Below are 26,777 nucleotides of genomic sequence, written 5' to 3'. Positions count from 1 at the left end.
GCTATCCATGGAAGACGCCGAGGTCGCGGATGTTGCGACCGAAGTTGCCGGCATCCTGGGCCTGACCGCGATCGTGGACCCAAGGGCCAAGGCCCGCCTTACCGTGCACTCGGACCAGGCCCTGGATCGTAACCAGGTGCGCGAGCTGTTTTACACCGTGCTGGAAAGCAGGGGGCTGGCCGCCGTGGAAGAAGACGGCCGCTTGCTGGTGGTTCCGGCTGCCGACGCGAAGGCGCGTGCCGCCAGCCGCACCGACATGGGCGTAGTCACGCAGGTATTGGCCCTGCATAGCGCACAAGCAGCCGACCTGGCAGCGTTGCTCAAACCGCTGGCCTCCGCGCATGGCTACGTGGGGCCGTCGGCTTCGGCCAATGCGCTGGTCATTACTGATACTGCGGCCAATGCCAGGCGCCTGTCGCAACTGGCTCAGGATCTGGACAACGGTGAGCAGGCCGGGCATGACGTGTTACCGCTCAAGTATGCGGACGCCAGTGAGCTCGCGACACTGCTGGAACGAGCCACCGCTCGCAAGGGTGAAGAAAGCTCCCGGATAATCGCCGATCCCGCTGGCCACGCGCTGGTGCTGCTGGGCCCGCCCGCGCTGCGCGAGCGGCTCAAAGCCTTGGCCCTGAGCCTCGATGTACCCCGCAGCAGTGACAGCAATGCGGCCGTGATACACCTCAGGCATGGCGACGCGCGACAGCTGGCCGAAGTGCTCGACCCGCTCAGCCAACAGGCAGGTGAACCACTCGAAGGGCTGCCACGGGATCGCTCCGGCGCAGGCCAGTCAGCGACCGTACGTGCCGACGAAAGCCAGAACGCCCTGGTGATGATCGGGCCTTCCAAGGCTATTCGTACGATGCAGGCACTGGTCAGCCAACTTGACCAGCCCCGCGCTCAAGTGATGATCGAGGCCGCTATCGTCGAGATCAGTGGCGACACCAGCCAGGCGCTGGGCGTGCAGTGGGGGCTGCAGGGCGGCGACCTTGGGGGCTCCAGCAGCTTCCCCGGGGCGGGCATCAGCCCGATCGGTACGCTCGCCGAAGAACTGGATCTACCCGACGGTGGCCTGCTGCGGCTGGGCAATGATCGTTTTCGGCTGCTGGTGTCGGCGCTCGCCAGCAACGTGAATAGCAACCTGCTGTCCACCCCCAGCCTGATGACCCTGGATAACCAGGAGGCGGAGATTCTGGTGGGCCAGAACGTCCCCTTCCTTACGGGCAGTTACACCACTGGCAACAGTGGCTCGGACAACCCCTTCACCACGGTAGAGCGCCGGGACGTAGGCATCAAACTCAAGATCCGCCCCCATATCAACGACGGCGATGCCATGCGGCTGGAGATTGAACAAGAGAACTCGGAGGTCGCGCCCACCACAGACCCCGCTGTGAAGGACCTGATCACCAACAAGCGCAGTGTAAAAAGCACCATCCTGGCGCGGGATGGCCAGATCATCGTATTAGGAGGCTTGATCAAGGACAGCGTACGCCAGACCGAAAGTGGCGTACCCGGGCTCAAGCGATTGCCCTGGGTGGGCCGGCTGTTCACCTGGCGGCGTGATACTCAGGTGAAGACCAACCTGATGGTGTTCCTGCGCCCGACGGTGATGCGCGAGGCCGTAGCGCAATCGGCCTTGGCCGAGCGGCAACTGCAAAGGGCGAGGCAAACCGAAACAGAGGTGATCGACGACCCTAGTGGCCGGCGCGTGCCCCCTGAAGCGCAGGGCTTGTTCGAGGGGGCGCCGGGTTCACATGACTGAGCCGTCGTTGCCGCCCATGCCGTTCCGCTACGCCTCGCGCGCTGGCGTTCTGCTCGAAGGGACCGCTGCCGCGCCTGTGCTGGTATGCCGTGGCCAGCCCGGTTGGGAAGTATGTGCCGAGGTACGCCGCTGGCTGGGCCAGGAGCCTTGCCTGCAACGGCTCGACGACACCGCGTTCGCGCAGCGCCTGGCCCGCCACTACCAAGGCGACGAACACGACGCGCGACAGGTTGCCGAGCGCCTGAATGACGATCAGGACCTCAACCAACTGGCAGTAGAGCTGCCGCATAACCTGGACCTGCTTGAGGACGAGGCCGAAGCGCCGGTCATTCGCCTCATCAACGCGCTGCTGGCGCAGGCGGTACGCGAGCGCGCCTCGGATGTTCACCTGGACACCGAGGAAAACGCAGTGGTGGTGCGCCTGCGCGTGGATGGGCACCTTCGAGAAGCCTTGCGGGCGCGCCGTGAGGCTTCCTCTTCGCTGGTGTCACGGCTCAAGGTGATGGCAGGGCTGGATATCGCTGAAAAGCGGGTTCCCCAGGACGGCCGGATCGCGCTGCGCCTGGCCGGGCACGACATTGACATACGCCTATCCACATTGCCGTGCGTGCAAGGCGAGCGGGTGGTGTTGCGGTTGCTCGACAGGAACGCCGTGCCGGTCAGCCTGGAACACATCATGCCTCCGGGCCGTGGGCTAGAGCGCCTGCAAGGGGTGCTGGCGCGGCCCCACGGCATCTTCCTGGTTACCGGCCCCACGGGTTCAGGAAAAACCACCAGCCTTTATGCGGCCCTGGCCAGTTTGCGCGAACAGGCACGCAACATCCTTACAGTGGAAGACCCGGTGGAGTACCACCTCCCCGGAATAGGCCAGTCGCCCGTGAACACGGCGGCGGGCATGACCTTCGCGCGGGGGTTGCGGGCCATTCTGCGGCAAGACCCGGACGTGGTGATGGTGGGCGAAATCCGGGACCGGGAAACGGCCGAGGTGGCCATCCAGGCCTCGCTTACCGGCCACCTTGTGCTGTCGACCCTGCATACCAACAGTGCCGTAGGGGCGGTTACCCGCTTGCTTGATATGGGGGTAGATGCCTATCTGCTGGCCTCCAGCCTCACTGCGGTGCAGTCCCAGCGGCTGGTGCGGCTGTTGTGTGTCCATTGCAAGCAGCCGCATGCCAGCGGTGGGTTCGCGCCGGTAGGTTGCGAGCACTGCCGCCATGGTTATCGGGGGCGGATGGCCCTATATGAACTGGTGGAGATGGATTCATCGCTCATGCTGGCGATCCATGATGGCGCGAGTGAGCAACAGCTCGAATCGTTGGCCCGACAGCAGGCGCCAGGCCTCGCCGCAGCAGGCTTGCAGGCAGTAGCCGACGGGCTCACCAGCCTGACCGAGGTGCGTCGCGTGGTGGAAGTAGGGCCATGAACCATTACCGCTACCGTGCCGAAGATGCACAGGGCCGCATTCATCGAGGGCTGGAAAGCGCTGTCAGTTCGGCCGCGCTGCGGCAGCAGTTGCGATCACGCGGTTGGGTGCCGCGCCATATACGCGTGGCCCGTGGCGGCCCGCATGGGCGAAAGGTAAGGGTGGCAAGTGCTGAGCTTGCCCTCGCCACGCGCCAACTCGCGACCTTGCTGCAAGCTACGGTGCCGCTGGCAAGCGCCCTTGAGGCCGTGACCCGCCAGATGCACGACAGCCCCACGGCCAAGGTGTTGAAGGGGGTGCTAGGCGGTGTGATAGAAGGCCGCAGCCTGGCTTCGGCCATGGCCGCCCAGCCCCGGGTCTTTTCCAACCTGTATCGCGCCACCGTGGAAGCCGGCGAGCAATCCGGGCATCTGGGGCAGGTGCTGGAGCAGTTGGCAGACCACCTCGAAGCGCGGCAGCTTGCTCGTCAGCGTATCCGCACGGCCTTGGTGTACCCCGCGTTATTGCTGCTGGTGAGCTCGGTGATCGTGGCGTTTCTGCTGGGCTATGTGGTGCCGGATATTCTCGCGCTGTTTACCGGAAGCGGCCAGGCACTGCCATGGCCAACACGGTGGCTGATGGGCTTTACGGGGTTCCTCGGGATCGCCTGGCCTTGGCTCGTCGCGTTGATGGCCTTGCTGGCAATGGCGGGCCCGATATTGTTGCGCAAGCCCGCTCCCCGGCGACGGCTGGACAGCCTGTTCCTGCGTGTTCCGTTACTCGGCCCCACCTTGGGAAATGCCGAAAGCGCCCGCTATATCAGCACCCTGGCAATCATGTTGGGCAGTGGCGTGCCATTGCTGCCAGCGCTGCGAATTGCCAACGCCGTATTGGGAAACCTGGCGCTTCGAGATCGCCTCGTGGGTGTGGTGGATCGGGTGGCTGAAGGCGGTGCGCTCGCCCAGGCGCTGGCAGGCACGAAAACCATCAGCCCGCTCATGCTGCAGTTGATCGCCAGCGGGGAGCAGTCCGGCAACCTGGCCGGGATGATGCACCGTGCCGCCGACCAGCAGGAAAAACTCCTCGCCAACCGTATCGCCATGATGCTTAGCCTGTTCGAGCCTTTGATGCTGGTGGGGATGGGGCTTGTGGTCATGTTCATCGTGATGGGCGTGTTGCTTCCCATCCTCAGCCTCAACCAGTTGGTAACCTGAATGCGTACATTGCACCTGCCACGGGCGGCCCAGCGCGGCTTTACCCTCATTGAAATCATGATCGTCGTTGTCATCATCGGCGTGCTCGGCGCGCTGATCGTGCCTCAATTCATGGACCGTCCCGAGCAGGCCAAGATCACCGCCGCCCGCAGCGATCTAAAAGCCATCGCCACTGCCATCGAGATGTATCGCCTGGATAACGGCCACTACCCCAGTACCGAACAAGGGCTAGAAGCGCTGGTCACCCGCCCGCAAGGCGACCCGCCTGCGCCGAACTGGAGCCTGCGGGGCTATTTGCGGCAACTGCCGGTAGACCCCTGGGGCAGCCAGTACCGCTACGCCGTGACGGACGCCGGGTTCGAGTTGAGCTCGCTCGGCGCGGACAGGCAGCCCGGCGGCACCGGGGGTGCTGCCGACCTTGAGGCCTGGGCGCCTTGAAACCGCTGGTACAACGCGGCTTCACGCTGCTTGAACTGTTGATCGTGATGGCCGTAATCGGAGCAGTGCTTGCCACGGCAAGCCTTGCCATGGGCCCCGATCCTCACCGCCAAGGCCGCCAGGCCTTGGCTGAACTGGGCGCCCGATTGAGCGCGTTGCGCGAACAGGCGGTGTTGCTGGACAGCCAGTATGGCATTGCCTTGAGCGAGGCTGGCTGGCAAGCCATGGCGCTGCGGGAAGGTAAGTGGACGGCGCTGCCTCCTGCCGGCGCGCTGGGTGCGGGGCTAGCTTGGCAGCTCACAGTAGAGGGGCAGGTTGTGCTGCTGCCTGCAACCCTGCCTGCTACGCCACAGTTGCTCGCGCTGGCCAGCGATGAATTGAACAGTTTTGAGCTACACCTGCGATGGCAGGGGCAAAGCGTCGGGGTGCTCCGTACCGATGGCTCCGCTGATCCTGAGTTGCAACCGTGAAGCGCCAGCGGGGTTTTACCTTGATGGAGCTGCTGGTAGCCCTGGCGGTGTTTGCAACGCTGGCGGCGGCGGTGGTGTCCGCCGCGCAATGGAGCACCCTCAATCAGCAACGCCTGGAGGCGCGCTGGTTCGCCAGTATTGCCTTGGATAATCACCTTCAGGCCTTGGCCTTGGGGCTGGTATCGCCCCGCGCCGAAGGCCTGGTACTCACGTTTGCCGGGAACACATGGTGGTTGCAGCAACGGCCCGAGGGCGCAGGTGGCCTGTCCATAGTGCTGCAGGAAACGCCAGGTGGCGAAGCCTTGGCTACCTGGTCGGGGTCGCATCCGTGAGCAATAACCAGGGCGGCTTTACGTTGGTGGAGCTGCTGATTGCCCTCGCATTGTTCGCCTTGCTCGGTATCGCCTGTTCAAAGCTGTTCGACCTGGCTTGGCGGGCGGAACTGGCTTTAACCACTCGCAGCCAGTCGCTGCGTGAACTGCAACGTACGTTTACCGCCCTGGACCACGATGCGGTGCACGCCGTCACCTGGTACCGCCCACTGTACCTGGACAGGCGCCAGCTGACCTTCGGCAGCGCGGGCTGGCGCAACCCTCTGGACCTTCCGCGCAGCGAGCTGCAGCAGGTGAGCTATCAGTTCAGTGACGGCGAACTGTGGCGGCATGCTCGGGGTGATAACGGCGCGGTTACGCAACGGCGGTTGCTGAGTGGGATCAAGGCTGCCCGTTGGCAGGTGCTGGGCAAGGACAATCAGTGGCTGGATGCCTGCGAGGCACCCTGCCGCCCTGCCGCGTTACGCTTGACCGTCCAACACTCGCTGTTCGGCACCGTGACCCGCCTGCTTCGCTGGCCAGGGCGCGGCCGATGAGGCAGCAACGGGGTATGGCGCTGCTCAGCGTGTTGTTGGTGCTCACATTGGCGTTGCTGCTGTTGGAAGGGGTTGTGCGACAACAGCGGGTGATGCTCGCCGCCACAACCATGCAGCTTGAGACAATACGCCTGCGCCAGGCACTCCTCGAAGGCGAAGCGCGGCTGCTGGCCCAGTTGCCAAGCTGGGAAGGCTCACGGCCTGGAGTCGTGCACGTTGGCCAACCCTGGGCCCAACCGCAGGCCTGGACCCTCAAAGACGGCATTTATCTACAGGGTGCGGTTACCGACCTGGCGGGGCGCTTCAACCTTGAATGGCTTGCGCGGCCAAGCGGGATTGAGCAGTTCGAGCGGCTGCTGCAGGTGCTTGAGCTCAAGGCTGTTTCATGGCCTGAAGGGTCGCTGCCTGCATGGCGCGATCTGAGCCAGGCGCGCCTGCTACCTGGCGTTAGCCGCACATGGTTGGCGCGGCTTGCGCCTTATGCCGCATGGATGCCCGAGGCTGCGCGGATCAACGTCAATACCGTGCAAGCGCCTGTGTTGGCCAGCCTCGGCATACCCATGGACGTTGCGCTGCGCCTGGAGCGCGGGCGGCCTTCCGAGGGGTTCGCGACGGTGCAGGCCTGGCGCAGTCAACCTGCCTTGCAAGGCCTGCCCGTGCAAGCCGGCGACTTGGCCGTCGGTAGCCGCTGGTTCCGCCTTGAGCTGGCAGCCCAGGCAGATCGACGCCGCCTGCGTTTGCTTGCCGATGTGGAATTGGCTGCTACCGACGGGCGCCCGCGGGTGCTACGCCGTTGGCTACGCGCAATTGACGAAGAGGCGCCATCACCATGACAACCTGGTTGTACATACTGCCCCAGCCCACCGAGACCCTCGATGCGCAGCCGTGTTGGCTGATGCATAACGCGCAGGGCGTGACCCAAACCGCCCTGGGTGATTGCGCCCGTACGCTTGAAGGCAAACCGGTGAAGGTCTTGCTGCCCATGGAGCGGTTTGGCTGGCACCTTTGTGCACCCTGGCGGCACCGCAGCAAACCAACCCCCGAGGCCATGCTGTTCGAGCTTGAGGAGCAACTGCTCCAGCCTGCCGAGAGCCTGTGCGCCTGGCGTGGTCAATGGCATGCGGACAGCCGCCATGAACTGTGGATAACCGACGGGCAAGCTCATCACGCGTTGGTGGAATATCTACGCAAAGCGCTGCCTACAATGATCGGCTTGTACATTGATGCCGATTGCTGCGCTCCATCTCAGCCCGGCGCTGTTTGGATCGCGGGGCGCTGGCTGGTCGGCGGCAAGGGGTTGCCCAGGTTGGCGGCCAGCGAAGCCTGGCTGGGCGCTCTTGAACGTGACGCCGATCAGCCCATCCCTCGGCTGGAAGCGCCCGGCACCCTTTGGGACACGCTGCAGCGCTCCCCGGGGCTGGACCTGCTTGAACGCCGAAACACGCGTGCACATTGGCCCTGGGCGGCCACCCTGGCAATAGCCGCCTGCGCTTTCGGCCTGGTGTGCGCCGCCGAGTACCGAGTGGGCTCCGCGCTGATCGATGGCAACCTGGCCCTGGCGCACCGTAACGAACAACGCCTGGCCGAGCTGTACCCGGGTCAACTGCCGGGGCCGGCGCTGCTGGCCCGGCTCTCTGGCGCTAGCGGGAACGCACGTAACAGTTCGCTGCCCGGGCTTGTGGCGTTGCTGCAGCAGTTGGACGCAACGCCAGGGGTACGGGTGCTTACCATCGAGCGGGGCGCCGACAAGCGCTGGCGCCTGAGTGTAAGCGCGCAACGGCTGGAGGACATTCACCTTAACCGCAAGCAGTGGCGAATGCTGAAGATGACGGCCGAAGAAGGCCGATGGCACGGTAGCCTGGAGGAGATCGGATCATGAGTGCCTGGATGCACTGGCAGCGGCTTTCAGGGCGCGAGCGGCTGACGTTGCTGCTGGCGGCCGCTTTGCTGACCTCCACGTTGCTGTGGCGCTTCGCGTGGCTACCGCTGCAATGGCGCAGCGAAGCGGCCAGGGCGGCTCAAACCGAGCACGTGGCACTGGCCAGGCAGTTGGCGAACGCGCCGGCTCAGCCAGCATCCAGGCAGGCGTTCACCCCGGAGCAGCTTCATGCGTCCTTGATCGAGGCCGGCATAGATGTGAAACGCATCGATGTTTCCACGGGCCGCGCGCAGCTCACCCTGGAAGGCGCTGCGGCTACGTTGTGGCCGTGGCTCGAGCGCCTCGACAGCGCTGACCTGACGCTCGACACGATCAAGCTCGCCCGGGAAGGCGACCGGCTACGGCTGATCATGGCCATCTCTGGCCTGGCCCCGCCGGATTAAGCTTGGCTTCATCTGGTTTCACTACGCTGTGTTCATCCAATACAGCGATGAGGGTTCAACCATGAAGCTGCGTTATCTTTCGATCTGCCTGCCTTTGTTGGCCGCAAGCGCCTTCAGCCATGCTGGCGGCTACACCGGCCCTAATGGCGGCGCTGCAGGTACTGCCGCTGGCGTGATCAATACCGCGCAGGCAGCGAATCAGGCCGCGGATGATGCCCGGGTAGTGCTCGAAGGCACCATCACGCATCGCCTGAAGGGCGACAACTACGAATTCCGCGATGCAAGCGGGACCATCAAGGTAGAGATCGACGATGATCAATGGCCTACCAATGCATCCGTCGATGACAAGCAGAAGGTGCGGCTCGTTGGCGAAGTCGATGTGGACAGCGACGGCCGCGAGGTCGACGTCCACCGTGTGGAAATCGTCCAGTAACTGCAGCGTTCGGCAAAAACCGGCCTAGGCCGGTTTTTTGTTGCCCGGAAGTACTGGCAGGCGCGCTAGCTTCACCGCTACCGCCAGTGCCAGGACCAGCAGGGCACCAATGAACGTGCCAATCCCGTTCCAGCCGCCGTAATGCCAGGCTACGCCCCCCAGTGTGCCAGCCAGGCTGGAGCCCAGGTAATAACTGAACAGGTACAGAGAAGATGCCTGGCCCTTGGCATGGGTGGCGCGGCGGCCGATCCAGCTGCTTGCCACCGAATGCGCCCCGAAAAAGCCAAAGGTGAATATCAGCATGCCGGGAAGGATCGCCGCCAGCGACGGGAGCATGGTAAGCACCAGCCCGAACAGCATCACCGCGATTGCTACCCAGAACACCTGGCGCCGCCCGAACTTGTCCGCCAGCGCCCCGGTTTGCGCCGAGCTGTAGATGCCCGCGAGATAAACGATCGAAAGCAGCCCCACCACTGCCTGGCTTAGATCGTAGGGATCGGCCAGCAAACGGTAGCCAATATAGTTGAACAACGTAACAAAGCCCCCCATCAGCAAGAAAGCTTCGAGGAACAGCCACGGCAGGCCAGCGTCACGGAAATGAACCACAAACCCGTCCAGCAGGCTACGGGGGTTGAGCGCGCGGCTGGTGAAGTTTCGCGAAGGCGGCAGCACCTTCACGAATACCACCGCAGCGGCGAAGGCCAGCCCACCGACCACAAGGGTTGCTGTGTGCCAGCTCACGTAGTCGATCAATACGCCGAGAATAAGCCGCCCCGACATTCCGCCAATGGCGTTGCCGCCAATGTACAAGCCCATCGCCAGGCCGATGTGTTCCGGATGGATCTCCTCACTCAGGTACGTCATCGCTACCGCCGCAACACCACTGAGCGAAAGGCCCAGCAGCGCCCGCATCAGCAGAATCGCCGGCCAACTGGGCATCAGCGCGCTGGCCATAGTGCACAACGCCGCGCTGAACAGGGCGGTCACCATCACCGGCTTGCGGCCGACCCGGTCCGAGATGGGCCCGGTAATCAGCAACCCGATCGCAAGCATGGCCGTGGACACGGAAAGCACCAGGCTGCTCTGCGCGGCATTGATGGAGAATTCCTTGGAAAGCAGGGGCATCATCGGCTGCACGCAATACAGCAACGCAAAGGTCGCAAAGCCGCCACAAAACAATGCCAGTACGGTGCGCAGGAACAACGGCGTGCCTTTCTCGATCCAGCGTTCCGCGCCCGGGGCGGATGAAGCGGCAACAGGGCGAACGGGTTCGGCCACGGCGGTTTTCAAGAGAGGCCTCGTTGAGAAATACGGGATTAAAAAAGCATATAACCCGGCGAACATGACTTCCAATATATTGTTCGACCTGTTTGATATGTTCTGGATATGAATATGGAGCTTCGTCACCTTCGGTACTTCATTGCGGTAGCGGAGTGTTTGCACTTCGGGCGCGCCGCCGAAGCACTGGGTATCAGCCAGCCGCCGCTGAGCCAGCAGATCCAGGCGCTGGAACAGGAACTGGGCGCGCGCCTGTTCGATCGCACCAACCGACGGGTAGCCTTGAGTGAAGCCGGCCGCTTGTTTCTTGAGGAAGCCAGGCAGGTGCTGGCGCAGGTTGACAAGGCAGCGGATGTGGCACGTCGGGCCCAGTTAGGGGAGCTGGGAGAGCTGAAGATCGGCTTCACGTCGTCCGCGCCATTCAATTCGAGTATCTCCACGGCCATCCATGCCTTTCGCCAGGCATTCCCCGCGGTGCACTTGCACCTGCGCGAGATGAGTAGCCAGGAAGTCGCCGATGCCTTGCTCGAGAAGCGGGTAGAAGTAGGCATCATGCGGCCGCTGCCCCTTGCTGATACATTGCATGCCGTTGAGCTGTTTCGAGAACCCTTGGTAGCGGTGGTCAACGCCAGCCATCCCTTGGCGACAACGCCCGGAGAAGGGCTGCCCATGGCCGCGCTCGCCGAGCAGCCATTTGTGTTCTTTCCCCGCAGCTACGGCAGCGGGTTGTACGCTCAGCTGTTGAGCCTGGCCCAGGCCGCAGGGTTCAGCCCCCACTTCGCTCAAGAGGCGACCGAAGCCATGACCATCATCGGGCTGGTGTCCGCAGGCCTTGGCGTTTCGGTACTGCCGGCCTCGTTCCGCTCCATACGTATCAAAGGCGTGGTGTACAGGCCCTTGCTCGACGCGGCTGCGGAGTCGGCGGTATGGCTGGTGCGGCGCACCGGGCCGGGATCGGCCATGGGCGAAGCATTTACCGGTTTGTTGCTTGGCCATCATTGAGCCAAGGTAGCCTTTGCCACGCAGACCCTGTACATATCCTTGAGTGCGAGCGGTCGCACCGGATCGGAACGCAAAAAGGAGGATGCAATGCGACGTGTGGTGTTCAACCAAAAGGGCGGGGTGGGCAAGTCCAGTATCGCCTGCAACCTGGCGGCGGTCAGCGCCAGCGCCGGTTACCGGACGCTCTTGATCGACCTGGACGCCCAGGCCAACGCCACGCAGTACCTTACCGGCCTGGCCGGTGACGATGTGCCCGCCGGGATTGCCGCCTTCTTTCGCAATACCCTGGCCTCTGGGCCGTTTGGCAAGAAGAACGCCGTAGACATCTACGAAACGGCGTTCGACAACCTTCACCTCATTACTGCCACGGCAGAGCTGGCGGACCTGCAGCCCAAGCTGGAAGCCAAATTCAAGATCAACAAGCTGCGCAAGCTGCTGGACTCGCTGGAAGAAGACTATGAGCGCATTTACGTAGACACGCCTCCTGCACTTAATTTCTATGCGGTGTCGGCTATGATCGCAGCAGATCGTGTGCTGATCCCCTTCGATTGTGACAGTTTTTCCCGCCAGGCCCTGTATGGGCTGATAAAGGAAATCGGCGAGTTGCGCGACGAGCACAACGAAGACCTGGTGATCGAGGGCATTGTGGTCAACCAGTTCCAGCCCCGAGCGGCCTTACCGCAGAAAATGCTGGATGGCCTGGTTGCCGAAGGGCTGCCGGTATTGCCTGTATACCTCAATAGCTCGGTGCGGATGCGCGAGTCTCATGAAGCGAACAAGCCGCTGATCCACTTCGACCCTCGCCATAAACTCACCCGGCAGTTCGTAGACCTTCATGATCTGCTCGAAGAGCACTGAACCCAACGGAGCACGGCCATGAGAACCCTTGGCGTCATCGGCGGCATGAGCTGGGAATCCACCGCTACCTACTACCGCCTTCTCAACGAAGGCGTGCGCGATCGGCTCGGTGGCCTGCATTCGGCGCCTCTGCTGTTGCACTCGGTGGATTTCGCCCAAGTGGCGGCCATGCAGAAGGCCGGCGAATGGGAAGCCGCGGGGGAACTGCTGGGGCGGGCGGCACAAGGGTTGGAGCGGGCAGGCGCAACGGCCTTGTTGTTGGCCACCAATACCATGCACAAGGTTGCCGGGGCGATCGAAGCAGCAGTAGACATTCCCTTGCTGCACATCGGCGACGCGGTGGGCCAGCAATTGCAGGCCCAGGGCATTGAAAAGGTCGCCCTGCTGGGCACCTGTTTCACCATGCGCGAACCCTTCTACCGCGATCGCTTGAACGAACGCTTCGGCCAACACGTGCTGTTGCCTACCGATACCGAGATGGAAGAAATCGACCGGGTTATCTTCAGCGAGCTGTGCGTAGGCGCTATCAACCCCGAGGCAAAAGCGTTCTACCTCGCCTGCCTTGAGCGCTTGCAAGCCAACGGCGCGCAAGCCGCAGTACTGGGATGTACCGAAATCGGCCTGCTGATTGGCCCGGACGATACGGCGCTCACATTGGTAGACAGCACCGAGGCCCACGTGCGGATGGGGTTGGAGTGGATGGTGGGCCGGTTCGCCGGGTAGCCCCGGCTCCTATGTATGGACTCGCCCCCACTGTCTACCCGCTTTTAACATTCTGCCCGGCTGCATCTATGTATCAGGCCTTTCGAGGAAGCCGGCTTCGGCTTCGGGCCAACATTTGGTGAGCACGCGGTATGCCGATTACATTCAGGCCTCGAAGGCCGGTAGGAGCCAAGGCATCTATCCGCGTCGGTCTGACCTGGGGTAAATGTTTGTCAGCAGGGACAGGCGCTTGCGCGCCGCGGTGGCAGAACTCGGTGGATCAGAGACTTGCCGCCGCGTGCTGGCTTGTGGCCGGTTGGCGGCAGTAGGTCTGTTCATTCTGTAGCAGCACCCAGAGGATGCGCAGGTTGCGGTTGGCCAGGCGCACCGCCGCCTCCTTCTGGCCCAGGCGGCTGAGCCAGTTGAGCAGGCGCCGATCATCCGGGTGGGGCGAATCTGGCTTTATCTGCCTGAGCACACTATGTGAGCCCTGGATCATCAGGCTGCGCAGGTAGCCGTCGCCGCGCTTGTTCATCTTGCCCAGGCGCACTTTCTCGCCGCTGCTGCGCTGTTCCGGCACCAGGCCGAAATAGGCAGCGAACTGGCGCGCATTGGCGAAGCGTTCAGGTTCGGTCTGCTTGGCCAGCAGCGCCGTGGCGATGATCGGCCCCACGCCGCGCACCGTCATCAGCCGTTTGGCCGTCTTGTCCGCGTTCGCCGCCGCTTCCAGGCGCCCGGTGAGGACGTTGATGCGCTCGCCCAGGTGTCGCCATTCAGCCAGCAACTCGTCGATCAGCTCACGCAGCAGGTCAGGCAGCGGTTGGGTGGCATCCTCCAGCACCAGCGGGACCTTCTGGCTGATCGCCGCCTCGCCCTGGGCCAGCGCCACGCCATGCTCGAGCAACAGCCCCCGCATCTGATTGCTCAGTGCCGTACGCCGGCGGATGTAACCCTGCCGGGCGCGGTGCAGTGCCTGCATGGCCAGGGCGGCGGCGCTTTTGATGGGCACGGCGTGGATGTTGCTGTCGCGCCCGGCGCGCAGGATGGCCAGCGCGTCGTTGCGGTCGCTCTTGGCGCCGCTACGATGGTTGGCCACCAGCTTGGCCGGCAGGATTCGCGCCAGATTGCCCTGCTTTTGCAGCTGCAGCGCCCAGGCCTGAGCGCCAGGGCCGGTTTCCACCAGCACCGTGACGTGCGGCGACAGCTGGCAAAGGAAAGCATAAAAGGCTTCGCGCGATTTGATCCGCTGTTCGAAGCGCACCTGCCCCAGGGCGTCTTCCCCTGCCACCTGGAACACCCGCTTGGCCAGGTCGACCGCCACGGTGGTACAGGCGGACCAATCGGTGGAAGACAAAGGTTGTGGGACCGTCGTATGCTTTTTCATGGACTCGCCCTCGCTGTCGTTGGCTGTTTAGACTGCCACCGTGGCGCACTGACGCCTCGGCCAGGGCGAGTCCATGAAATTACATCGGCCCTCCGGCGAAGCCCGCGAATGGCCATCTCAATAGCGGCTCAGCACACTTCCCCAGCCGCATGCCCCGACGCCCAGGCCCATTGGAAGTTGAACCCACCCAGGTGCCCGGTCACGTCCAATACCTCCCCAATGAAATACAGCCCCGGGCTTTTCAGGGATTCCATGGTTTTGGAGGACACTTCGCGGGTGTCCACGCCGCCGAGGGTGACCTCGGCGGTGCGGTAGCCTTCGGTGCCAGCGGGCACCAGTTGCCAATCGCCAAGCTGGCTGGCAATCGCTTGCAACTGCGCCGGTGTGTACTGCTTCATCGGGCGGGATTCGAACCACTGTTCGCACAGCAATTGGGCCATCTTGCGGGTGAACAGGTCGCCAAGCACCGTGCGAAGCTCGGCATTCGGCCGTTCGGCCTGCGCGGCCTCCAGCCAGGCCATTGCGTGGTGGTCTGGCAGCAGGTTGATCGACACCACATCACCCGGGGCCCAGAACGATGACACCTGCAGGATCGCCGGGCCACTGAGCCCACGGTGGGTGAACAGCAGGTTCTCCCGGAAGCTCTGGCCATTGCAGCTGGCGATGCAGTCCACCGAGGTGCCCGACAGCTCGGTGCACAGGGCTTTGAGCTGGTCGGTGATGGTGAAGGGCACCAGCCCGGCGCGGGTTGGCAACACCTGGTGACCGAACTGGCGCGCCAGCTGATAGCCGAAGCCTGTCGCACCCAAGGTGGGAATAGACAGGCCACCGGTGGCAATCACCAGGGAGGCGCAGGTAAGCGGCCCCCCGCTGGTCAGCAAGCGATACCCGCCCTCGACTGCCGCCACCTCTTGCACGCTGGTATCGAGCCGAACCTCGGCGCCGGTACGTTCGCATTCAGCCAGCAACAGGCTCAGGATGTCGCTGGCCTTGTTGTCACAGAACAGCTGCCCGAGTTTCTTTTCGTGGTAGGGCACGCCGTAGCCGGCCACCAGGCCAATGAAGTCCCACTGGGTATACCGCGCCAGCGCGGACTTGCAGAAGTGCGGGTTCTGCGAAAGGAAGTTGCCAGGCTCTGTGTACATGTTGGTGAAGTTGCAGCGCCCACCGCCGGACATGAGAATCTTCTTGCCCGCCTTGTTCGCATGGTCGATCACCAGCACCTTGCGACCGCGGTCCGCGGCGGTGGCGCCACACATCAAGCCCGCGGCGCCGGCTCCGATAACGATGACATCCAACTTCACAACAGGCGCACCCGCAACGAACGGCCCTTGATCTTGCCCTTGTTGAGGCGATCCAGTGCCTGCTTGGCGACCCCACGCTCTACGGCAACGAAGGCCTGGTAATCGAAGATGGCGATCTTGCCGACCTGGGTGCCGGGGATACCCGCGTCGCCCGTGAGCGCGCCAAGGATATCGCCGGGGCGCACCTTGTCCTTGCGGCCACCGGCGATGCACAAGGTGGCCATGGGCGGCACCAAGGGGCCGTCGCCGCGGTTTTGCAGTTCTTCCAGCGGGCGCCAGTTCACCTGGGCCTTTTGCAACGCTTCGATGGCTTGCGCGCGGTGGGCTTCGGCCGGGGCAACCAGGCTGACGGCCACGCCGCTCTCGCCGGCGCGCCCGGTCCGGCCGATGCGGTGGATGTGAATTTCCGGGTCCCGCGCCAACTCAACGTTGATTACTAGGTCCAGCCCTTCGATGTCGATTCCTCGGGCGGCAACGTCCGTGGCGACCATCACGCTGGTGGAGCGGTTGGCGAACAATGCCAGTACCTGATCGCGGTCGCGTTGTTCCATGTCCCCGTGCAAGGCGCTGGCGCTGATGCCCTTGCTGGTCAACAGGTCGGTCACCTCCTGGCATTGCTGGCGGGTGAAGCAGAACGCCACGCAGGACTGCGGCCGGAAATGCCCCAGCACCTTGAGTACGGAATTGAGGCGCTGTTCGGCGTCCACTTCGTAGAAGCGCTGTTCGATCTTGCGGTCATCGTGCAACGCCGCCACCTTGACCGTGCGCGGGTTGCGCATGAACCGTGCGGCCAGCGCCTCGATGCCCTTGGGGTAGGTAGCCGAGAACAGCAGCGTCTGGCGACGGCTCGGGGTTTGCTCGATGATCGCGGCGATGGCGTCCACGAAGCCCATGTCCAGCATGCGGTCCGCTTCGTCGAGCACCAGGGTATTCAGCCCACTGAGCACCAGGGTGCCCTTGTCCAGGTGCTGCTGCACGCGGCCGGGGGTGCCGACGATGATGTGCGCACCGTGTTCCAGCGAGCCTACTTGCGGCCCGAACGGCACGCCGCCGCACAGGGTAAGTACCTTGATGTTGTCTTCGGAGCGGGCCAGCCGGCGGATTTCCTTGGCCACCTGATCGGCCAGTTCCCGGGTAGGGCAGAGCACAAGCGCCTGGCAGCCAAAGTACCGCGGGTTGATCGGGTTGAGCAGGCCGATGCCGAACGCGGCGGTCTTGCCGCTGCCGGTGCTGGCCTGGGCAATCAGGTCAGCGCCCTCGAGAATGGCCGGCAGGCTTTGCGCCTGGATCGGTGTCATCTGCGTGTAGCCCAGCGATGCAAGGTTGGCGAGCATCGCTGGCGACAGCGGAAGGGTTTCGAAGGCGGTTGCGGTCACGGAAGCGGTCCTGCAAAAAAAATGTTGCGCAGTTTAGCAGCCCGCGGCCGATCTCCCTATGCGTCCGGGCCGGGAGGCGGACGAACAGCGCGGCGGCCGACCTCTGGTGACAGCTGAACGAAGATGGTGGCCGCAAACATCGCCATCAGGCCAATGGTGAAGAAGGTCAAATGGAAGGCGCTCAGCACATCTTCCACGCCGTCCTTGCCGATCGCGGATTCGAACCCGCCCAGCAGGGCGCCGGCACACGCTACGCCAAGGCTCATGGAAAGCTGCGCCACCACCGACAACAGGCTGTTGCCGCTGCTGGCTTCCTGATCACCAAGGTCGATGAGGGTCACCGTGTTCATGGCGGTGAACTGCATGGAGTTGATCGCGCCAAGTACGCCCAGAAGCGCCAGCAGCAATGGATAAGGCGTATCGGCGGTCACTAGCCCAAGGCTTGCCAGCAAGATCCCGAGGGCAACTGTGTTGGCGGTTAGCAGCGTGCGGTAGCCAAACCGCTCGATCAGTGGCCGCGCCAGCGACTTGGCCACCATGGCGGCGGCTGCAAGGGGGATCATGCTCATGCCCGCCAGCGAGGGTGAGTAACCCATGCCCACTTGCAGCAGCAGCGGCACCAGGAACGGCAGCGCCCCGGAGCCCAGGCGCGCGAACAGGTTGCCCAAGATACCCACTGCGAAGCTGCGCGTACGGAACAGGCTGGCGGCGAACAAGGGCGCTTCGGTGTGAACGGCGCGCAGCCAGTAAGCGGCCAGGCAGGCCATGCCGGCGAACAGCAGCAGCACCACGCGCAGGTGGGGCAGGTGGAGCTCGCCCAGGCCCTCCATGGCGATGGTGATCAACACCATGGCGGCGCCGAACAGCGCGAAGCCGAACCCGTCGAACCGGGTTCGCTCGCCGCCGGGAAGCTCTGGCAGCAACCGACGCACTGCAACGCAGCCGAGAATGCCCACAGGCAGGTTGATGAGGAAGATCCAGTGCCAGGTCAGGTACTCCACCATCCAGCCGCCCATGGTAGGGCCGATCAGCGGGCCCAGCAGCCCGGGCACGGTGATGAAGCTCAGAATGCGCACCAGCTCCGAGCGCGGATACGCCCGCAGTACCACCAGCCGGCCCACCGGGAGCAGCAGCGCGCCGCCCAGACCTTGAAGGATACGTGCGCCGACGAGCATCGGTAGCGTGGCAGACACCGCGCACAGCAGCGAACCGAAGGTGAACAGGGCGATCGCGCTCATGAACACGCGCTTGATGCCGAAACGGTCAGCCACCCAGCCCGAAGCGGGTATCAACAGCGCGACGGTGAGCATGTAGGCGATGACCACCGATTGCATGCGCAGCGGGTCTTCAGCCAGGTCGCGCGCCATGGCGGGGAGGGCGGTGTTGAGAATGGTGCCGTCGAGCGATTGCATGAAGAAGGCGATGGCCACCACCCAGGGGATCCAGCGGGCGGTGGTGGGGTCGAGCGTGGCGTGGGTAGGCATATCACCTCTTCAGTAACAGGCCGCCTCGCTCGCGGGCCTTCAGAGGGTCAACCGAAGCCGGTTGACCAGTGCGCCGGGCAAGCGGCTCGAGGCGGTGTGGCGTTGTTCATAGGTGTTGGTCGAAACGATCAGCTCGCGCTCCCGGGTAAGGGCCAGAAGCTGGCTGCCCAGAAGATCGTAGACGCTGTCATCGAAGCGCATGGTGTCTACGGGGCCTACGATCTGACCGTTCTCGACCCAGAAAGTCGCAAAGCGGGTAAGGCCGGTAAGCCGCGCCGCGGGCATGTCCGAGTAATTCAGGTACCACAAGTTATTAACGTATAGCCCCCGGTCCAGTGCCTGTGGCACCTCGTTCAAAGGCAGCTCACCGGGTGCGAGGTCGAGGGCGACCGGGCCTTCACCTGGGTCCGCGCCGTTACACGGCATGCCGTATTCGATGGCGCTGCGGCTGCTGACAAGCCGCTCGCCCGCCACACCGTTGGTAATCAGCGAAAGGTCATGCCGAGGGCGGCCTTCAGAGCTGAACGCAGGGCTGAGCGAACCGGTTATCCGCTCGTTCAGGTTTATAGCAGCGCTCAGCGCAGCCTGGCCGCTGTACAGCTTTTGCAACGGGCTGGCCTGGCTTTCCAGCGCCTGGGCGGAAAAGCCACCCCAGGCCAGCATGCCGAGCAATTCATCCAGGGCGGCGGGCGCCAGATACGCGCGATAGTCGCCGGGCTTCACGCTCACTGGCGGCAAGCCCAGATAGCCCAGCTGTTCGCGTGCAATGGCCAACTGTTGATCGAAAGCGCCCGGGTGCCAGCCCGGCGCGGCAAGGCCGGCCTTTACTGCCTGGCCGTTACGGTGGAACAGGCTCCAGTCCACATGCAGGTTGTCGGCCTGGTGCCAGCCAAAGGCGCCAGCACTGTTGGCAAAGCCTCGATAGATCGGGCCGCTGGCAAGAATGCCAACCAGGTCCAGGCCCGCGGCTTCGGTGCAGATATGCTCGACTACCTGGGCGGTATCCACTTCGGCAGCGCTTTCGGGCACCCTGCGCACCTTCCATACGGCTGTGTTGCGCGCCAGCCATGGATCGGCGGGCAACAGTGGCAGCAATTGACGGAGCTGTTCGATAGCGCCCAACACGTTGCCGGTGTCGTCCGCGGTGCCCGCCAACGTCAGCTGGACGCTCGCCTGGCGAGTGCCGTCGTCCAGGACCAGGTTGAGCCTGGCCTGCCGTACCTGCCCGGCCTGGCGAACACGTGCCTGGTTGAAGCGAACGAATTGCGAAGCCTCCGCTTCCAGCGAAAGGCTGAGGTTCTCGCCATCGCGCAGGGTACCGATAGCGGCCTGGGTCAGGTGCTCGAAACGTTCGACCGATATCATTCCCGCCCACCGAATACATCGATATCAGAGAACAGGCAGGCTGGCGAGGCATGGCCCACGCGCACCACCTGATTAGGCTCGCCCTTGCCGCAGTTGGGCGTGCCCAACACTTCCAGCGTGCTTCGATTGCCCACGCCTTTGAGGCTTCTCCAGAAACTGGACGAGATACCGCGGTAATTGGGGTTTTTCACCACCGCGCCCAAACGTCCATTTTCAATCAGCTGGCCCCATTGGCAACCAAACTGAAACTTGTTGCGGGCGTCGTCGATGGACCACGAGCGGTTGGTGCGCATCAGGATGCCCTGCTCGACCGAACCGATCAGTGCCTCGAGCGTTTGCTCGCCCGGCTCGATATTGATGTTGGCCATGCGGTCAATCGGCGCGCGGTTCCAGCTCGAAGCCCTGCTGTTGGCCAACCCGGCCAGGCCGCTGCGTATTGAAGACAGTGGGCTGCCCAGTGGGCGCAACAAGATCCCGCCCTGGATCAGCCACACCTTGGACGCGCGCGTACCGTCATCGTCGAAGGCGTAGCTGGCCAGTTGCTCGGGCAGTTCCGGATCGAAAGTGACATTCAGCAGGGGCGAGCCATAACGCAGGCTGCCGAAGTCTTCCTGCTTTACGAAACTGGTGCCCGCATAGTTACGCTCATCGCCCAGAATGCGGTCCAGTTCCAGCGGATGGCCGATCGATTCGTGAATCTGAAGCGCCATCTGGTCCGGCATCAACAACAGGTCGCGCGGCCCTTCAGGCGTATTGGTCGCCAGCAGCAGCTGGAGTGCTTCATCGGCCACGCGAGCAGCGCTGCCATCCAGGCCCAGGCGCTGCAATACGTCCAGCCCGCCTTGCTGGCCGAAGTTCTCGCGGCCGAGGGTACGGGTCTGGCTGTCGGCCTCGTTTGCCGCCGTGACGCTGACACCCGGATACACAAAGCGAAACGCCTGGCGCAGCTCGGCGCCAGCGCTGTTGAAATACAGCTGCTCGACCTCGCTCACGCCCAGGCTGGTTTCCCAGTTGGCGAAGCGGGCATCCTTTGGCACCTGCGCAGCCTCGGCCTGGAGCAGCGCCAGGCAGTCCTTGATGGAAGCAAATGGCTGCTCGACACCGGGCGCAAGGTAATCGTGTTGGCCCACGGCCATCTCTAACGTCGCCAGATCAACAAGGCCCAGGCCCGCGAGCTGACGGGCCAGGCCTTCGGCACGCTCCAGTGCGTACTGCAGGCCGGCCTGGGAGAGATCGCTGGTGGCCGCATAGGCTTCGCTACCACCTACGCGGGCGACCAGCATGGCGCCTTCATCGAGCGTGAGCCGGGGTGGCTCCGCCACGCCGCGCCTCACACAAAGGTAATGATCCGCCTGCCGCACATGGCGCAATGAATACGCCTGTGCCGACGTACGCAGCGCCTTGAAGCGTTCGCGTAGCGTTGCGGTGAGGGCGAAGGCCGGGCCGCTCAGATGGGGCAACCCTTGGCTCGCAGGATGGCATCGAACCGCTTGGGGTCGAGGGTGCCGTTGGCAATGCCTTCGAGGGTGGCGCGCTCACGGGCCAGCAGGTCGTTGCAGCGCTGCACCAGCTCGGGCAACTCGGCGCGCGCCGCGGCCACCACGCCGTCACCGTCGCCGATCATCAGGTCGCCAGGCATGACCAACATGCCCGCGCACGAGATCGGTACGTTGATTTCGCCGCCACCGTCTGTGCTCGGCCCGCGGTGCACGGCACCGATCGCGTACACCGGCAACTCACCGGTCTGCCATTCATCCACATCACGCAGCGCGCCGTTGATGACTACACCGGCAATGCCGGCCTTCAATGCCATGGCGCGCATGATGCCGCCAAATACGGCGCGGGTGAGGTCGGCGCTGCCGTCGATCACCAGTACGTCACCGGGGCGGGCCATCTGCATGGCCTTGAGGATCATCAGGTTATCGCCAGGGCGTACCCGCACGGTCAGCGCGCTGCCCAGCATGGGCTTGTTGCCGTGGAACGCCTTGAGGCCCAGGCCCCCTACGTTACGGCCCAGGCAGTCACTGACGGCGGCGGCGGGGATCTTGCTGAATTCGGTCAGCCACTTGGGATCAAGGGGCTCGACGTTGGGGTTGATCATGTAGCCGGCTGGCCATTTGCTCGAAGATACGACATCAAACATGGGTATGAAACCTCGGCGAAACCACGGCGCTGGCCGATGCCAGCGTGACGGGGAACTCTTCTCTTGGGTGAACAAGCTTAGGCCCCGCCTTGGCTGTACCGCAAGCGGCGCGGGAATGCTGGCTTAACGATGGCTGAATCGATTAGGTGTTTGATTGCGCGGCTGGGCGTCAGGCCCGATATGTCCTTCGCAAGGCGCGACGATCCCACTCATCCCCGCTCTTAAGCATGTGACGCGCGCGGTGTCAGCCTATTTGTTGAGATGCACGGCAGTGGAGCCGTTTATGTAAACGAGAATGCCGGAGAGGTCGATCATGCCATTCTCATGCATCCTGAGCCTGCTACTGCCTACCTCCAAGGTAATGGATGTGGCCGCTGAGATCGTAACCGCTCCATTCTCGGCCGTTACGCTATACGTCCCTTCGAGCGCGGAAACGCTGACATCCCGTTTCACCGTCTCGGAATGACTGCCGTCCACCTCCATACGACGGTTCCCAGCGACCCGATGATGCTCGTTTGCCTCAACTTCGGTAACCAGATCGCGCTCGGCATGAAGGCAGATTCGCTCAGCCCCATCACGATCATCAAAACTTAGAAAACTGGCATTCGACCCGCTGCCCTTGAGCGATCGTGTCATGAACCCGCTCTTGGCCTTGTCGGCAGGGAGCTGCCATGGTGGGAGATTCACGCTGTTGTACAAACTACCGGTTATCAGCGGGCGATCCGGATCCCCATCCAGAAACTCGACCACCACCTCATCACCTACGCGAGGGATGCTTATATGGCCAAAGCCGCTACTGGCTGCTGGCTGAGCGACACGCACCCAACAAGAACTCATGTCATCATTTAGACCGTACCTATCCCAATGGAACTGAATCTTTACCCGGCCGAGCTCATCGGTATAAATTTCTTCGCCTTTGGGGCCGACAATTATCGCCGTCTGAGGCCCGTTGATTGTCGGCCGTAATGTGTTCAGGGCTGGGCGAAAAAGTATTTTTGATCGCACGCATTCAAAGGTATTGAAATAGTGCGCTGCTACCTCGTCAAGGTAGTTATTGACTCCGGTATGCTTGATGCTCATGGGCAAAAAATTGCGATCTTCCTGGGCGCCTGGGTCGTGCTCATAGTGGCCGCTTAATTCGAACGTGTAGCCGGGTCGCAACGCGCGACAATCGCCTTTTCCTTCAAACGCTTTGCCGCCAAGTTCCAGCAGTTCGATCCTTCTACGAACCAATGCTTCCCCCTCGTTATAGTCTTTATGGGTGTAATGGCCCATATAATCGTACAATTCGAAGGTCGGCGCTTCGCCTTGCTCAGTCGCCGTTTTCATATAGATAGGAAGACGATTTCTCGGCTGCCGGTAGTCGAAGGTCTGGGTGGTCATTGAGCCTGAGTGCAACGCGCGCGCAGCGTTCCATTCGATGATGGAGTCCGGCCGGGAAGCCCTTGAGTCCATGTCAAAAGGAATCACAGGCTGTTCCGGCAAGGATGTAAGCCTGCTGGAATCGTCCAGGATAACCAAGGTATGGCTATCAGGATCATGCTCGAAGTAGAATAAGAACCCCTAGGATTCAAGCAGGCGTAACACGAAGTGGTAGTCACTTTCCCTGTATTGAGTGATATAGCTGCGCGGCTTAAGTAGGGCAGTGATCCTGAATCTATAATTGGCCAGCCCTTGGTATTCCTGAAAGATCTCGGTGATGACATCGATGACTGTCTTGTCCTGGAAGATCCGGGAGTTATGGCGTTGCTCCAGAAGGCTAAGCCAGGAACCTATTAGTGCCGTGTAATGGCATGTATTGTCGTCGGTGCTGCGCTTGCCAAAGCCGGTGATGATGCCGTTTATATACCGGGTTCCGTTTTGGTCAAGCGAAATCTCAATTGTTACAGGCTGCCCCAGTACCGACTTCAACTTTATGTTTCGGTTGGGGGATATCAAGTCCAGCTTGAATCCAAAGTCTTCCGATAACCCTTCTCCACCGCTGAATGAGGCGATCATCAACTCGGGGTGAACCTTTAGTCCCGTCTTTAGCTTGAACAGCCTGTTTTCTTGAGAGGTGAAGAACGGTAGGAGAGAGTTTGGCATTTAGACCCCTTGGTTTTTCTGAAGGTAGGTTATGAAATGGAGTGCCTGACGGTGACCGATGATTACCACTTTATGGCGATGGTCGAGACTTGAGGAGATTTTCAAGCCAGCGAGCGAAACGGCTTATCCACCAGCGGCGTCGTGCTTCTCGTATTTCTTCTATTTGAAAGAACGTATATCGCATCGAGGCGCTTCGCTCTTCTTTTATCAAGTCGCGTAGGCCCGCGATTAAATGGCGGCCTTGGTAAATAATGTACACCGCGCACGCCAACATCACCCCGGACATCAGTAGCCAGGCGGTGGCGCCCCCGATACGGTCAATGACCGCTGCGCCTGCGATGAAAGCCAAAACTGACAGGATTTGGTTTCTGGTACTTGGCGGCTCTGCGTAATCGAAAATAAGAGCTTTTCCGTCTTCACAGTAAAATGGAGATGAGGTTGTGCGCTGCATTGCAAACCATGCTACCAAGGCGGCAGAGATTATGTATGGGGACGACAGTATTAAATATTCGTAGTGTTCAGGCGGGGTAGGGCTTTCCTTGTGCCAGATATAGAGCATGAGCATAGATAGGTGGGTGGGGATGAAAATCAAATAACCTAAAGCTGTAAGTGTGTATGCTGTATAGCTCTCATTTCGATAAGCAAGAAATAGATTCCACGCAGAGTTAAGTGCGAAAATTACAATCCATAAGCGCCAGTAGTAAGAATTTCCCCATGGGGCTATCAGTAAAAGCACTGGGGCGGCTAAAAAAGATCGCGTGCAGGTTTGTTTTAAACTAAATGGGTTCGGCATTGCTTAATCCGTCAGTATGTCACCAAGCTTTTTATCAAGTCCCAGGTTTCCTATGCCGTAAAGTGTGCCTAAGCTTGCTACAATACCTGCACCAATTACGACCAAAAGTGCTACTGGCCCCGTTCCAATGACCAGTGTTGCGACCCATCCGCCTACAATTATGCTGGCGGCTACGGAAGCAATATTGGCCGGCTGGCTGTAAGCTGACTTTCTATAAAACTCATCGAGTTTTGCCGAGCTTTTATAATCCAGATACGCCTGCGGCCCCACTGCCAACACAACCCCCGCGGTGCCACTCGAGGAATACTTCAGGAGACCTCTTGCTCCATCTGCAGCCAGCCAGGCCCGCCTGCTCAAGCCCCGCTTGGCTCCGTACACCGGAACGTTGACGACACCGGGCATTCGACGTTGATGGGTGTAGTACACGGATTCCGCCGTTGCAGGGATTTGAAAATGCAGTGCGCCCCGTAGCCACACCAGTTTTATCTTCCCCTTGCTGATCTTCTTTGCAGACCTGGCGCCTGCCTTGCCTCGCATATCTACCCAGTTCTTGAGCCGAGCCTTCTGGTTGGGCGGCAAGTCAAGCAAATCGGACACGGTTTTGTTTTGTGCCAAAGCGAGCGACATGTTGGAGAGGTTTACTACCGTTCCTGCAATGTTTGCTGGTGAAAATAGAAGTGGGCCAATTCCCTTTATGCTCTCGGCCATCTGCTGAACCTGTTTGAGTTCTTCCAGGCTTATATCAGCTGCGGCTGACATCTGCCTGAGCAGCCGCTGCAGCAGGCTCACTGATTCTTCCACCTCCCTCGCTGACATGGGCTCGTCGGATTTCAGCTGATGAATAATGAAAACGGCGGCGTTGTAGTCGCTGGTTGCGTAGAACTCACTTATATTGGGTGCGTTCGCCATTAGTCGGTTAGCGATATTTGCCGGCCATAATGGTTCGCCGGTACCAAGCAGTCCGTTTTGCCGAAGCGCGCCGCGCGGATTGGCGACCGTACAACGCGTATAGTTATCCATTCTGTATTCCGCTCCTTCTCCGCTTGGTAAAAATGCAACTGGATGTTTTCAAGATACCAACGCCTTCGCGCCAACTCATTAAGTGCCTTAGTGGCACACACACCGGCGGGCCAGGCAGGCAGGTTCGCAAGAAGATACGCGCCGAGCAGGCAACGTCAACCAATGAAATGTTCGAGGTTATACAGAATCATTCAGTGATATTTCCCACTTTCCTACAGCATGCCGGTGCGAGCGCCGAAAATACTGGTCTGTGCGGAGAGTGTGCGCCACGCTAAAGGTCAAAGTTAGAAACACTTTAGTAGAGTGGTGTCCAAAAGCGAAAAGTTCGTGACTGGGCAGGGATCACTCGATTCAAGGCGATGGTCGCGATCGGAAGAGCCGTTTAAGCCAGCGTGCGAAACGGCTTATCCACCAGCGGCGTCGTGCTTCTCGTATTTCTTCTATTTGAAAGAACGTATATCGCATCGAGGCGCTTCGCTCTTCTTTTATCAAGTCGCGTAGGCCCGCGATTAAATGGCGGCCTTGGTAAATAATGTAAACCGCGCACGCCAACATCACCCCGGACATCAGTAGCCAGGCGGTGGCGCCCCCAATATTCTCAATGACCGTTGCGCCTGCAATGAAAGCCAAAACTGACAGGATTTGGTTCCTGGTGCTTGGAGGCTCAGCGTAATCGAAAATATGAGCTTTTCCGTCTTTACAGTAAAATGGAGATGAGATTGTGCGCTTGGTTGCAAACCATGCTATCAAGGCGGCAGAGATTATGTATGGGGCCGACAGTATTAAATATTTATAGTGTTCAGGCGGAGCAGGGCTTTCCGTGTGCCAGATATAAAGCGTGGCCGCGGAAAGGTAGGCAGGGATAAATACTGCGTAGCCCAGCAAGGTGAGCATGTATGCGGTATAGCTTTCATTTCGATAAACAAGGTTTAGAACCCATGCGGAATGAAGTCCAGTAACTATGATCCATGAATACCAGTAGTATAGGTTGCCCCAAGGTACTATCAAGAATAATAGCGGAGCACTTAGAAAATATTTTATGCAGTTTTTTCTCAGAGTTAACGAGTCAGGCATGGC

25 protein-coding genes and 1 pseudogene are annotated in these 26,777 nt (G+C 61.5%); 14 read left to right on the top strand and 12 right to left on the bottom strand.

The window, feature by feature from the left end:
* The first annotated feature begins 7 nt into the window (after positions 1-7).
* The 11 genes from gspD (at position 8) to AC3Z8Y_RS22765 (ending at position 8,906) form a co-directional block, all read left to right on the top strand.
* On the top strand, positions 8-1,759 hold the full coding sequence (gspD, locus tag AC3Z8Y_RS22815; protein WP_490087675.1) for a type II secretion system secretin GspD: 1,752 nt from the start codon (positions 8-10) through the stop codon (positions 1,757-1,759).
* The gene (locus AC3Z8Y_RS22810; protein WP_490087674.1) at positions 1,752-3,182 is read left to right on the top strand and encodes a GspE/PulE family protein; all 1,431 of its coding nucleotides are present in this window, start codon (positions 1,752-1,754) and stop codon (positions 3,180-3,182) included. The genes gspD and AC3Z8Y_RS22810 overlap by 8 nt, the downstream gene beginning before the upstream one ends.
* Positions 3,179-4,375: a type II secretion system F family protein gene (locus AC3Z8Y_RS22805; protein ID WP_490087673.1), complete on the top strand. Its 1,197-nt coding sequence runs from the start codon at positions 3,179-3,181 to the stop codon at positions 4,373-4,375. Before AC3Z8Y_RS22810 ends, AC3Z8Y_RS22805 begins: the two co-directional genes overlap by 4 nt.
* Positions 4,376-4,813 carry a type II secretion system major pseudopilin GspG gene (gspG, locus tag AC3Z8Y_RS22800; protein WP_490087672.1) on the top strand — a complete coding sequence of 146 codons (438 nt, stop codon included), beginning with the start codon at positions 4,376-4,378 and terminating at the stop codon, positions 4,811-4,813.
* Positions 4,810-5,283, top strand: coding sequence for a prepilin-type N-terminal cleavage/methylation domain-containing protein (locus AC3Z8Y_RS22795; RefSeq protein WP_490087671.1), 474 nt, complete (start codon positions 4,810-4,812; stop codon positions 5,281-5,283). The genes gspG and AC3Z8Y_RS22795 overlap by 4 nt, the downstream gene beginning before the upstream one ends.
* Positions 5,280-5,615, top strand: coding sequence for a type II secretion system minor pseudopilin GspI (gene gspI, locus AC3Z8Y_RS22790; RefSeq protein ID WP_490087670.1), 336 nt, complete (start codon positions 5,280-5,282; stop codon positions 5,613-5,615). The genes AC3Z8Y_RS22795 and gspI overlap by 4 nt, the downstream gene beginning before the upstream one ends.
* A complete protein-coding gene (locus tag AC3Z8Y_RS22785) occupies positions 5,612-6,151 on the top strand; it encodes a type II secretion system protein GspJ (RefSeq protein ID WP_490087669.1) in 540 nt (179 codons plus the stop codon). The genes gspI and AC3Z8Y_RS22785 overlap by 4 nt, the downstream gene beginning before the upstream one ends.
* The gene (locus AC3Z8Y_RS22780; protein WP_490087668.1) at positions 6,148-6,984 is read left to right on the top strand and encodes a type II secretion system minor pseudopilin; all 837 of its coding nucleotides are present in this window, start codon (positions 6,148-6,150) and stop codon (positions 6,982-6,984) included. The genes AC3Z8Y_RS22785 and AC3Z8Y_RS22780 overlap by 4 nt, the downstream gene beginning before the upstream one ends.
* Positions 6,981-8,030 carry a hypothetical protein gene (locus tag AC3Z8Y_RS22775; protein WP_490087667.1) on the top strand — a complete coding sequence of 350 codons (1,050 nt, stop codon included), beginning with the start codon at positions 6,981-6,983 and terminating at the stop codon, positions 8,028-8,030. Before AC3Z8Y_RS22780 ends, AC3Z8Y_RS22775 begins: the two co-directional genes overlap by 4 nt.
* Positions 8,027-8,473, top strand: coding sequence for a type II secretion system protein M (locus tag AC3Z8Y_RS22770; RefSeq protein ID WP_490087666.1), 447 nt, complete (start codon positions 8,027-8,029; stop codon positions 8,471-8,473). The genes AC3Z8Y_RS22775 and AC3Z8Y_RS22770 overlap by 4 nt, the downstream gene beginning before the upstream one ends.
* A 61-nt stretch (positions 8,474-8,534) precedes the next feature.
* Positions 8,535-8,906, top strand: a complete 372-nt coding sequence (locus AC3Z8Y_RS22765) for a NirD/YgiW/YdeI family stress tolerance protein (protein WP_225776006.1) — start codon at positions 8,535-8,537, stop codon at positions 8,904-8,906.
* Between the two features lie 24 nt (positions 8,907-8,930).
* Here AC3Z8Y_RS22765 and AC3Z8Y_RS22760 read toward each other — a convergent pair whose 3' ends face one another.
* Complete coding sequence (locus tag AC3Z8Y_RS22760) at positions 8,931-10,196, bottom strand: MFS transporter (RefSeq protein WP_490087665.1); 1,266 nt, start codon at positions 10,194-10,196, stop codon at positions 8,931-8,933.
* Positions 10,197-10,298: 102 nt separating this feature from the next.
* Between AC3Z8Y_RS22760 and AC3Z8Y_RS22755 the strand changes: the two genes are divergently transcribed.
* The 3 genes from AC3Z8Y_RS22755 to AC3Z8Y_RS22745 all read left to right on the top strand — a co-directional run bounded on the left by AC3Z8Y_RS22755 (position 10,299) and on the right by AC3Z8Y_RS22745 (position 12,767).
* Positions 10,299-11,186 (top strand): LysR family transcriptional regulator, encoded by an 888-nt coding sequence (locus AC3Z8Y_RS22755; RefSeq protein WP_490087664.1) that lies wholly within the window; start codon positions 10,299-10,301, stop codon positions 11,184-11,186.
* Positions 11,187-11,273: 87 nt separating this feature from the next.
* Positions 11,274-12,044, top strand: coding sequence for a ParA family protein (locus tag AC3Z8Y_RS22750; RefSeq protein ID WP_490087663.1), 771 nt, complete (start codon positions 11,274-11,276; stop codon positions 12,042-12,044).
* 18 nt (positions 12,045-12,062) lie between these two features.
* Complete coding sequence (locus AC3Z8Y_RS22745; protein ID WP_490087662.1) at positions 12,063-12,767, top strand: aspartate/glutamate racemase family protein; 705 nt, start codon at positions 12,063-12,065, stop codon at positions 12,765-12,767.
* A 259-nt stretch (positions 12,768-13,026) separates the two neighbouring features.
* Here the strand turns inward: AC3Z8Y_RS22745 and AC3Z8Y_RS22740 are convergent, their stop codons facing one another.
* The 11 genes and pseudogenes from AC3Z8Y_RS22740 to AC3Z8Y_RS22690 all read right to left on the bottom strand — a co-directional run bounded on the left by AC3Z8Y_RS22740 (position 13,027) and on the right by AC3Z8Y_RS22690 (position 26,774).
* Positions 13,027-14,130 carry an IS110 family RNA-guided transposase gene (locus AC3Z8Y_RS22740; RefSeq protein WP_490086869.1) on the bottom strand — a complete coding sequence of 368 codons (1,104 nt, stop codon included), beginning with the start codon at positions 14,128-14,130 and terminating at the stop codon, positions 13,027-13,029.
* Between the two features lie 128 nt (positions 14,131-14,258).
* Positions 14,259-15,434, bottom strand: a complete 1,176-nt coding sequence (locus AC3Z8Y_RS22735; protein WP_490087661.1) for a BaiN/RdsA family NAD(P)/FAD-dependent oxidoreductase — start codon at positions 15,432-15,434, stop codon at positions 14,259-14,261.
* Positions 15,431-16,810: an ATP-dependent RNA helicase DbpA gene (gene dbpA, locus AC3Z8Y_RS22730; protein WP_490087660.1), complete on the bottom strand. Its 1,380-nt coding sequence runs from the start codon at positions 16,808-16,810 to the stop codon at positions 15,431-15,433. Before dbpA ends, AC3Z8Y_RS22735 begins: the two co-directional genes overlap by 4 nt.
* A gap of 56 nt (positions 16,811-16,866) precedes the next feature.
* Positions 16,867-18,294, bottom strand: a complete 1,428-nt coding sequence (gene mdtD / locus AC3Z8Y_RS22725; RefSeq protein ID WP_490087659.1) for a multidrug transporter subunit MdtD — start codon at positions 18,292-18,294, stop codon at positions 16,867-16,869.
* 39 nt (positions 18,295-18,333) lie between these two features.
* Complete coding sequence (locus AC3Z8Y_RS22720) at positions 18,334-19,659, bottom strand: TldD/PmbA family protein (RefSeq protein WP_490087658.1); 1,326 nt, start codon at positions 19,657-19,659, stop codon at positions 18,334-18,336.
* Positions 19,656-21,110: a TldD/PmbA family protein gene (locus AC3Z8Y_RS22715; RefSeq protein WP_490090071.1), complete on the bottom strand. Its 1,455-nt coding sequence runs from the start codon at positions 21,108-21,110 to the stop codon at positions 19,656-19,658. Before AC3Z8Y_RS22715 ends, AC3Z8Y_RS22720 begins: the two co-directional genes overlap by 4 nt.
* Positions 21,107-21,802: an RraA family protein gene (locus AC3Z8Y_RS22710; RefSeq protein ID WP_181110862.1), complete on the bottom strand. Its 696-nt coding sequence runs from the start codon at positions 21,800-21,802 to the stop codon at positions 21,107-21,109. The genes AC3Z8Y_RS22715 and AC3Z8Y_RS22710 overlap by 4 nt, the downstream gene beginning before the upstream one ends.
* A gap of 249 nt (positions 21,803-22,051) precedes the next feature.
* Positions 22,052-23,887 (bottom strand): annotated as a pseudogene (locus AC3Z8Y_RS22705) (type VI secretion system Vgr family protein).
* Positions 23,888-23,957: 70 nt separating this feature from the next.
* On the bottom strand, positions 23,958-24,680 hold the full coding sequence (locus tag AC3Z8Y_RS22700; RefSeq protein ID WP_490087657.1) for a hypothetical protein: 723 nt from the start codon (positions 24,678-24,680) through the stop codon (positions 23,958-23,960).
* 3 nt (positions 24,681-24,683) lie between these two features.
* On the bottom strand, positions 24,684-25,700 hold the full coding sequence (locus AC3Z8Y_RS22695) for a hypothetical protein (RefSeq protein WP_490087656.1): 1,017 nt from the start codon (positions 25,698-25,700) through the stop codon (positions 24,684-24,686).
* A gap of 351 nt (positions 25,701-26,051) precedes the next feature.
* Entirely contained in the window at positions 26,052-26,774 is a 723-nt protein-coding gene (locus AC3Z8Y_RS22690) for a hypothetical protein (protein ID WP_490087655.1), read from the bottom strand.
* Between the last annotated feature and the right edge of the window lie 3 nt (positions 26,775-26,777).

The organism is Pseudomonas sp. 3MAES_34.3B (genome assembly GCF_058145875.1).
This window is presented reverse-complemented; position numbering and strand designations above follow the sequence as displayed.

Bases quoted from the DNA above. Each gene is read 5' to 3' on its own strand.
- AC3Z8Y_RS22700 (WP_490087657.1), bottom strand. From the start codon at position 24,680: ATGCCGAACCCATTTAGTTTAAAACAAACCTGCACGCGATCTTTTTTA.
- AC3Z8Y_RS22710 (WP_181110862.1), bottom strand. From the start codon at position 21,802: ATGTTTGATGTCGTATCTTCGAGCAAATGGCCAGCCGGCTACATGATC.
- AC3Z8Y_RS22750 (WP_490087663.1), top strand. From the start codon at position 11,274: ATGCGACGTGTGGTGTTCAACCAAAAGGGCGGGGTGGGCAAGTCCAGT.
- AC3Z8Y_RS22765 (WP_225776006.1), top strand. From the start codon at position 8,535: ATGAAGCTGCGTTATCTTTCGATCTGCCTGCCTTTGTTGGCCGCAAGC.
- AC3Z8Y_RS22720 (WP_490087658.1), bottom strand. From the start codon at position 19,659: ATGATATCGGTCGAACGTTTCGAGCACCTGACCCAGGCCGCTATCGGT.
- AC3Z8Y_RS22740 (WP_490086869.1), bottom strand. From the start codon at position 14,130: ATGAAAAAGCATACGACGGTCCCACAACCTTTGTCTTCCACCGATTGG.
- AC3Z8Y_RS22695 (WP_490087656.1), bottom strand. From the start codon at position 25,700: ATGGATAACTATACGCGTTGTACGGTCGCCAATCCGCGCGGCGCGCTT.
- AC3Z8Y_RS22810 (WP_490087674.1), top strand. From the start codon at position 1,752: ATGACTGAGCCGTCGTTGCCGCCCATGCCGTTCCGCTACGCCTCGCGC.
- AC3Z8Y_RS22780 (WP_490087668.1), top strand. From the start codon at position 6,148: ATGAGGCAGCAACGGGGTATGGCGCTGCTCAGCGTGTTGTTGGTGCTC.
- AC3Z8Y_RS22745 (WP_490087662.1), top strand. From the start codon at position 12,063: ATGAGAACCCTTGGCGTCATCGGCGGCATGAGCTGGGAATCCACCGCT.
- gspD (WP_490087675.1), top strand. From the start codon at position 8: ATGGAAGACGCCGAGGTCGCGGATGTTGCGACCGAAGTTGCCGGCATC.
- AC3Z8Y_RS22770 (WP_490087666.1), top strand. From the start codon at position 8,027: ATGAGTGCCTGGATGCACTGGCAGCGGCTTTCAGGGCGCGAGCGGCTG.
- AC3Z8Y_RS22805 (WP_490087673.1), top strand. From the start codon at position 3,179: ATGAACCATTACCGCTACCGTGCCGAAGATGCACAGGGCCGCATTCAT.
- AC3Z8Y_RS22775 (WP_490087667.1), top strand. From the start codon at position 6,981: ATGACAACCTGGTTGTACATACTGCCCCAGCCCACCGAGACCCTCGAT.
- AC3Z8Y_RS22690 (WP_490087655.1), bottom strand. From the start codon at position 26,774: ATGCCTGACTCGTTAACTCTGAGAAAAAACTGCATAAAATATTTTCTA.
- mdtD (WP_490087659.1), bottom strand. From the start codon at position 18,294: ATGCCTACCCACGCCACGCTCGACCCCACCACCGCCCGCTGGATCCCC.
- AC3Z8Y_RS22755 (WP_490087664.1), top strand. From the start codon at position 10,299: ATGGAGCTTCGTCACCTTCGGTACTTCATTGCGGTAGCGGAGTGTTTG.
- gspG (WP_490087672.1), top strand. From the start codon at position 4,376: ATGCGTACATTGCACCTGCCACGGGCGGCCCAGCGCGGCTTTACCCTC.